This is a genomic window from Petrotoga miotherma DSM 10691, from assembly GCF_002895605.1.
Taxonomy (GTDB): Bacteria; Thermotogota; Thermotogae; order Petrotogales; family Petrotogaceae; genus Petrotoga; species Petrotoga miotherma.
The window spans coordinates 61,633-68,803 of sequence record NZ_AZRM01000005.1; the positions used below are offsets into that span (position 1 = coordinate 61,633).

Annotated in this window: 3 protein-coding genes; all 3 read right to left on the reverse strand. The window is 32.8% G+C overall.

Annotation, left to right across the window (positions count from 1 at the left end):
* Positions 1 to 42: 42 nt before the first annotated feature.
* Positions 43 to 3,501, reverse strand: a complete 3,459-nt coding sequence (locus X928_RS00765; protein WP_103078060.1) for a DEAD/DEAH box helicase — start codon at positions 3,499 to 3,501, stop codon at positions 43 to 45.
* Between the two features lie 87 nt (positions 3,502 to 3,588).
* Entirely contained in the window at positions 3,589 to 4,593 is a 1,005-nt protein-coding gene (locus tag X928_RS00770) for an ABC transporter ATP-binding protein (protein WP_103078061.1), read from the reverse strand.
* 112 nt (positions 4,594 to 4,705) lie between these two features.
* Positions 4,706 to 7,171: restriction endonuclease subunit R (locus X928_RS10025; RefSeq protein WP_169926246.1), on the reverse strand; the 2,466-nt coding region annotated here is incomplete at its 5' end.

Genomic DNA, 7,171 nt, shown 5'->3' on the forward strand with positions numbered 1-7,171 from the left:
TCCATCTCCTTTATGGAATTAATAAGAAAAGATTTTTAAACCTTAATTACCCAATTTAAATAAGTTCTTTATCTCCTGGTTAGATAACTCAGTTATCCAGCTTTCTCCAGTTTTTATAATATTTTCAGATAACTCTTTCTTTTTTTCTAGCATCTCGTTTATTTTCTCTTCAAATGTTTCTAAGGTGATGAATCTGTGAACTATCACATCTTTTGTTTGACCAATCCTGAAAGTTCTATCTGTTGCCTGACTTTCCACTGCCGGGTTCCACCAGAGGTCGTAATGTATAACGTGGTTTGCCGCCGTTAAATTTAATCCAGTGCCCCCAGCTTTTAAAGACAGGATCATAATTGGATATCTATGCTTTGTTTGAAAATCGCCGATCATTTCGTCTCTCTTTTTTCTGTTGAGCCCTCCATGAAAAAATAGAGGTTCTATCTTAATGTTATCTGCAAGTATCTTCGTTAATATATCTCCCATCTCTTTGTATTGTGTGAAAAGTACTACTTTTTCGTTGTTGTCTACAATATTTTGAAGTAGGTCCAATAATTTTTCTGTTTTACCAGAATCATCCGGTAAAGGAGTACCTTTTTTAGTGTAGTTAACAGGATGATTGCAGATTTGTTTGAGCGATGTCAACATTTTAAGTATTAATCCTTTTCTTTGTATGCCGTCAGCTTCCATCTTTTCCAACTCTTCTTCTACGTGTTCAACAACTTCTTTGTAAAGTGCGCTTTGTGATGGTTCTAAGTAAACATATTCGTCGTATGTGAACTTTTCCGGAAGGTCCTTAATGATATTTTTATCAGTTTTAATTCTTCTTATCAAAAATGGATTTATCAAACTTTGTAATCTTTTGGTTGCCATTGTATCCCCATATTTTTCAATAGGTTTTGCGAAGGTTTCTATAAAACGATTCTTCCCACCCAAATATCCAGACATAAGGAAATCGTATAAGCTCCATAATTCGGTTAATCTGTTTTCTATGGGGGTCCCTGTCATTGCGATCCTCTTTGGAGCGTGGAGGGCTTTTACCGCTTTGGTTTGTTGTGTATCTGAATTTTTTATGTTTTGTGCTTCGTCTACAACAACCATTGAAAATTCTTTTTTTGTTAGAAATTCAACGTCGTTTCTCACAACACTGTAAGTCGTTATAATTACATCAGAATTATTCTCAAACTTCCTATCACTTCCATGGTAAATACTTACATTCAAAGTAGGTGCAAATTTTTCACACTCTTTGTACCAATTTCCAACAAGTGTCGTTGGACAAACCACTAAAACCGGATTCTCTAAAGCTTTTTCTTCTTTCATTTTGAGAATTACAGAAATAACTTGAACCGTTTTACCCAACCCCATATCATCTGCTATACAGACGTTGAAACCTTTTCCTAAATTCGTGTACAACCATCTGAATCCAGTTTTCTGATAATGCCTTAACTCCGCATTAAGATTTTTTGGCAACCTTACTGGAGAAACTTTTCTCAACTCTTCTAAAAACTTTTGAAGATTGTTATCCAATATCACGGGGAGACCGTTCATCTCTTGTGAAAGTATAACTTTCAGAGTTTCAAAGTCTGAGGTTAAGTTTATATTCTTGACCTTTTCCATAATAGACTCAAACTCATTGGCACCTAAAAACACGTAATTTTCTTTTATCTTAACTATCCCTTTTGATTTTTTTGCCAACTTTTCGAACTCTTCAAGTGAAATTTCTGAATCTCCTATGAGTACGGTGTAATTGAATCGTATGAGCTTGGACAAAGATAAAAAGGATACATGACTGCCTGTAGAGTTTGCTTTTAAAACGAGTTTTGGCCTTGAAACCTTTTGAAGTCCTTTTGGAGCTAGTATTTCAACGTTCAGAAGTTTTAATATGGGCATGGCATTTATCATTATTTCCGATAACTGTTCCGTATTGACCACTATTTTAGAACTTTTCTTCTTTAAAAACTCGCCAAAGAATTCCGCGTATTTTGCAATAGTTACTATCTCTTTCAAGACCTCTGACTTTCCATCTTCTTGACTCTCAAAGAAAGTTTTTATATCTTGGTAAGTATCAAAAGGCTCATCTTTTCTGTAGATATCGAGTGATAGGTTGAAAAACAACTCTCCCATATCCTCTATACTTATAACTAATTGATACTTGCTTTGCCTCAAAAGTAAAGGTTCAAGATAGTTTTTTATACTTTCGAAGGTTCTTTTTTCTTCAAACTTTTGGGCGGTGTATACCTTGGATTCAAAGAACACATCGGTTATTTTATTCTTCACTTCTGTTTTGTAATACTTTTTTATAAGATATTTGATGTACTGGGATACAAGGTATTCAACAATCTTGTCCCTTTTCATGTACTGACCTTTTTCGTTGATTACTAGATCCACTGGAACGATAGAACTCAAATAATTAACGTAATCCTTTATATAATCGTTAAAGTAAACAGGTGAGTAATCGATAACGAAGTCTTCTTCGTTAATCTTTTGTGGAGTGGGGATAAATGCTTTCATATCGATAAGCTTGTATACGAAAGAAACCAATCTTTTTAAAAATAGTGATGCTTCACTGTCCTCATCGGTTTCCATAAGAGGTATCGATTCAAATAAATCAAATAAATCTTCGTAATGCACCGTATAGTGACCATTTTCTTTTTTACATTCTAATTCTTCTAACGGTTCACCTTCTAAAATAATATTGGGAGTAATGGGAGAATAAATAAATTTAATATCTGTCTCTTTGAAATATGGGTTAAACTCTTCATCTATACTTTCATCTTCTTCGTTTATAGCTTTCGATAACAGATTGTACATCTTCAAAAGAAGGTTTTTAAAGTTTTTCCCATCGTAAAAATAGGCTTCATCAGGTAGTAGGTTTATAACCTTTTCTATCTCATATTTTTCATACGAGGGATCCGGTTGTTCTATCGGTTTGGTAGGTTCTTCCTTTTTATCTGTAAAGATAGAATCAGAAATTTTTTCTGTCTCTTTAGCGATATCTATCAAATCTTTCTTTTTCATGCCGTGCATTTCGAAGATCAAAAAAGGGTCTTTGTCTATCTCATCAGCTATTATATAGTAAACGGCTGCCAAATGTTTGCAAGGATTTGCCCAATCAGGACATGAACAATGTGCCTCTATCTCGTTCCAACTTTGTGGAAACAACTTTATTCCCATATCTTTGGTAATATCTAAAAGTTCTTCGGGAAGGTTCCCACCAATTAGCATAGCAGAAAGGTCTAACCTTTCGCTTAGAATTTTTTTAATTTTTTCTTTCTCTTCTTCCGTAAAAACAGGTAAAGCTATCCTTTCTCCATAGGGATTCGGTCTCGTACCTTGAACCCTTGCTGATATTACAGAGTTTTTTTGAATTTTAATCTCCAAAACCGCCCCTTTTTTTGCGTAGCTTCTACCGCGGGGCAACCTATTAGTGTCCCTGTCGATATTTTCCAAGGCCTCTACCCATTTTTTGCCCCACCAACTTCTTCCAAAAACGTATTTTCCTCCCATTTTTCTTTTTTCTGCCTTCCTTCGTAATTACTTTTTAAGAAGGGATTTTGGAGAGCAACCTCCAAAATCCCTTGGTTTAGATTATGATCAATAATATTTAGGATTAGTTGGGATAAAATTAAACTTCTCAGGTACATTTTTACGTACCAAGAGTCTGATCGGCTTTCCATGGAAATCGCATTCTACCAAATTATGAGAAGAATCGTAGATATGGCTTTCTACCGTCTGAACTTCGAATCCTTCGTCTTTAATGGCTATTTCTTCAGGTCTAAAGCATAATTTGTAATTACCATCTTCTTTATCCACTTTTAATTTATTTAATACGTTGCCACCTTTGATTTCAACGTCTATTGTGTTCAATCCTAATCTGGAAGTAAGTTCCATAACTTTTAAGTTTGATGGGTTCTGGTAAACATCGAAGGTTTCTCCAAACTGCAAAAGCTCTCCATCATCCAGTATAGCAAGATAATCACTTACCGACAAAGCATCTTCGGGATCACTGAAAACTGCTATCGTTGTTTTACCTAATTCTTTTATAAATCTTTTGAGCAAAGCTCTCATTTCTACGTGAAGCTTTCTATCCAACTGACTTAGTGGTTCATCAAGGAGTAACAACCTACAATCGTGTAATTTCTCTCTCCCAAAGGCGATCAACTGTTTCATACCTTCAGGCAATTCATCGGGCTTTATTTCTAAATAATTCGGTAAACCATCCAACTCTTCTGCCGCTTTTATCGCTATCTCATACACTTCTTTTTTCTTTTTCCCACCAATGTACAAAGGGAAACCTAAATTCAATTTCGTATCTAAATGAGGGAAAATGGCATAGTTTTGAAAGACAAAACCGACCTTCCTGTCTCTTGGGGAATACTCTTCTATCCTCTCGTTTCCAAAGATAATTGCTCCAGATTCAGTTTTATTCAAACCTGCAAGGGTTCTTAATAATACCGTCTTACCTGAACCTGAAGGCCCTAAAATAGATAAAACTTCTCCAACTGGTAATTCAAAGGAGATATTTTTTAGCCTGAATTCACCTACTTGGGAATTTAGATTTTCTACCTTTAAAGAAACATCATTGGTTACTTCAACCATTATTTTTCACCTCCTTTGCCAAGTAATAGAGCAAAAAGTGAGGTTACTTTTTCACTGAAATTATAACATATTTAATTTAGGTTTAATGTGAAGTCAAAACGGCGAAATAGTTTTAAATTAAAGAATTCAACATATTTTCAATATTATCAAACCAGTATTTATCATACTCTGAAAGCACTTTAGTAGGATCTTCTGGTCTCATTAATAGTTTTATTTTCACATTGAATTCGTTATATTCGAAAACTTTCTCTTTGCCATTTTCTTCGAATAATTTTTTATACCAATCGATTTTTCTATAAGCGCTTGAATGCTCAGTTCCTTTTGGATCCACAAAAAGAATATAATAATCATTTCTTCTTTTTAGCCAAAAAATAAAATCAGGATAAAATCTACTCATTTTATTTATGTTAGGATTATAATATGGAATATAGATTTCATCTAAACTTTCATCTAATTTACTAAAAAACCACCAATCAAATTCTTCGAACTTATTGTTTTCTCTTTTCAAATAATTTTCAAGATCGCTTATAAACTTTACTTCACTTGGTACTTTTATAATATGGTTTATATACTTTATTTTTTCATCTTCAGAAAGTATGAGTGGAACGTAATAGTGATTAGGGACATACTTTATTTTGATTCGTTGACCTCCACTTTCAAATTCTTCCTCCTCACTTATACTTTTCACTTTCTTTAAATATTCTTCCAGTGGTATTTTCCCATATTGTTCTTCTACTTCTTTCATAAACTTCGTAGAGTTTTTAACTTTTTCAATCTTATTTTGTATCTCGTAAATATTTTTCAAATACACTCTGATTTCCTTAAAATGTTTTATTTCTTCATCTAATTCTTTGAGGCCCTGAAAGTCTTTCGGAGCAAGGTTAAGATAATTAAAAAACCTTTGAACAAGCAAATCTACATTTTTAATGGTTTTCTCTTTGATATTAAAATTGCTTCGCTCTTTTAGACTTCCTCTCAAAAATTTTATTTTCTTTGGTTCCGTTTCGTATCTCATTAGAAACACTCTATCATCGGTAATAAATTCACCTAATTTAGATAATAACTCAAGATCTTCCGAAGAAATTTCAAATTTTATCTGTTCTTTCCTTTCTAAAATAGGCACTTTTGATTGTTTGTAGATTGGTACAAGTAAATCTTTCTTTTTGATTTTGTCATTTTCAAAAAGTGTAAGCTGATTCTCGCCATCTTTTTTTCTTTCTTGTTCTAACTCTTGAACAACTGTTTCTAAAGCTTTTCTATTCGTTCCAAAGATAAATAGAGTTTCTATTGGTAAAACTTTGTTTTTAATTGCGTCGAACACTTCTTGATCAATTTCTTTGGCATTGTATAGCTGCAATATTCTTTTCCTCTTATTTCTTATGGGTTCTATTCTCACACCTCTACCAATTGATTGAAGAATAAATTTCTTTGCACTCTTATCAGTTCCTATGTTTATAAAATTAATTACATTAGGTCTGTTGGAATCCCAACCTTCGTAAAAACTTCGAGATCCCATAAGAATGCTAATATCAGATTCTTCCTTATTCAGATTTTCAAAATAACTTTCACCTTCGTATCTCTCTTGAAATTCATATCCTACTAACTCACTTTTTAACCATTCAGATATATTTCCTATTTTTATTAATGCAAACGGCGTATCACTTGTTTTCAATTTAAAGGCTAACTCTTGGTTATTGGACTGTCTAATTATTATTTCAATTTCCCCATGAACGGTTGAATTAAATACATATTTTAATATTTCTTCTTTTGTTATACTCTTTAGTGTGGACTCTTCTATCTTTATTTTTTGGTCTTTTTCAAACATACAGGGTGGTTCTTTGCGTAACTCTTCCCAAAGCTCCTCAATAGCCACTTTTAGAATCTCAAGATCGATTTCACCGACCGCTACTTTTTCAAGTTCTCTAAAAAATAATTTAAGATCTGCATCTTTAATATTAACAGAATTAACCAGAGTTAAAAGTAATGGTTTATGGTATAAATCAGCTTGGATACGGGTAATTTCTTCATAAAACTTTTTCACATAAGTTAGAAGAATCAATGATTTCAAAACTATCTTTTGTTTTTCTTCCTTGTTGTAATCTTCTTTATCGTTTTTAAATACCCTTATCTCTTGTTTTAAAATGCTCAAATGCTTACCATATCCTGCGTTTATGAAACTTGAAAGATTAAATTCATAAGCACATGTAACTATATCTCTTGGATCTATGAACGTTGCTGAAGAATTAAACAAAAATCCGTTTCTTGACATAATAGAATAAATATGTTGCCTTTTGGAATCTTCTTTATCTCCTTTATGAGCTTCGTCTAAAAAGATGTACCATTTCCCATCATTATCATAGTTTTTGAAATCTATAATCTTATCTTTTTGCTCGTCACTTAAATTATCAGATCTGTAATAAAAAATGCTTGTCCCGAATAATTTAGGATCTCGCTTTATTTCAGAGTATTCTTTTAACTCATGCAAATATATGTTATTTTCGTTAGATCTATTAAATTCATCCACATGCTTTTTAAGCTGCTCTATCAAATCGTCCGGTTCTATCACGAAAATAGTGGG